Raw genomic sequence first — 1,575 nt, 5'->3', positions numbered from 1 at the left:
CCGGTGAGTGAGTCGAATGATGGTTTTGTTTCCCGTGGGGATCCCGTGTCCGGGCGTAGGCTTGGAGTCATCGGAATCCCCGCGGGGAGAGTGATCAAGGAGAGAAAACAATGAATAGGAGTATGAGACGAGGACTGACGGCGGTCCTGGCGTCGCTGGCCATGATCGTCACGGTGGCGCTGGCGCCCGCGGTCGGGGCGCACGCGGCGGAGGACTGGTCGAAGGGTTTGACCCAGGCGCAGATCAACTCGTCGTACGGGTTCGCCAAATGGGTCAGCGTCACCGCCAAATCGGAGGATGAACGAGCCGACGCCAGGCGGGCGGTTGCAGTTCTTGATCGTTTTATGAGGGACGATCCCTCCTATACGAAGCTTGGGGCCGACGGAGACGCCACGAGTCTGGCGAACACGCGCAAGGCGCTGCAGGAGGACGTCAAGTCCAACCAGTTCCGCGCCACGCTGACCAACGAGCCGTGCCGCATGGACCTACCCGCCGGCAAGGGGCGCCGCTGCAATGATCCGAACAAGCGGCTGGCGGCCCAGCAACTCAACATGCAGCTGTTGCTCAGCGAACAGTTCATCGCCAACGCGGTGAGGGCGACCGGAGGCCACTGGGGCGGCGGCGACGCGCAGAATCTCACTACGACGTGGAATAATGGCGGGTTCCGGGACTTCTACGACGGCAATAACGGTCGAGTTGACAACGAGAAGGTCAACTACGAGCGGGACATGACCGACGGCAAGCTCGACGGCAAGGCGGCCGACGGATCCTGGGTCGGTGAGACTGGTCATTACACCACCTATGTCAACGGCAACTGGAGCCAAATCCACCAGCGATATAACGAGTACGTGTACGCAACCATTGCTATTAGTAATACTGTATATGCCCAGAATTACTATTCAAAGACCAGCGGCTCGGTCAATGATCCCTACATGCCGGGTTGGGGCTTCCCGAACGATATCCTTCCCGAAGATGGAGAGTATATTTCCAATCAGAACATGACCCTTCCTGAGAACCTGTTGGAGAAGTTCGACCAGTACATGGCCCTGCTGGATGCGAGCACCACGTATACGGTGTCGTTCGACCCGGCCGGCGGCACCACGGTGCCCACACAAACGGTAAAAAAGAACGCCAAGGCGTCTCAGCCCGCCGATCCTACCCGCTCCGGCTACTCGTTCGCGGGCTGGTTCAACGGCAACACCAGGTACGACTTCAACACCCCCGTGACTGGGAACCTGAAGCTTGTCGCGCATTGGACGGCAAACACGGTGTACCGTACCGTATCGTTCGACAGTGCGGGCGGCACGGCAGTAACCTCGCAGAAGGTCGTTGACGGTTCGAGGGCCGTTCAGCCGAAGGCGCCGACCCGCAGCGGCTACTCGTTCACGGGCTGGTACAACGGCAATGCGAAGTGGGATTTCAACACCCCGGTCACCTCGGATCTGAAGCTCACGGCCCGGTGGACCGCCATTCCGCCGCAGACCGTGTACCGCACCGTCAGCTTCGATTCCGCTGGCGGCAGCGCGGTGGCATCGCAGAGGGTCGCGAATGGTTCGAGGGCCGTTCAGCCGAAAG

At 60.6% G+C, this 1,575-nt stretch carries 1 protein-coding gene; it reads left to right on the top strand.

What is annotated here, in order from left to right; translation table 11 throughout:
• Window positions 1–110 precede the first annotated feature (110 nt).
• The coding region (locus Uis1B_RS11625; RefSeq protein WP_165782881.1) for an InlB B-repeat-containing protein at window positions 111–1,575 on the top strand (1,465 nt) is incomplete at its 3' end.

It is taken from the genome of Bifidobacterium margollesii (assembly GCF_002860355.1).
Lineage (GTDB): Bacteria > Actinomycetota > Actinomycetes > Actinomycetales > Bifidobacteriaceae > Galliscardovia > Galliscardovia margollesii.
The sequence above is the reverse complement of the archived record's forward strand: the minus strand, read 5'-3'. Positions and strand labels throughout refer to the sequence as shown.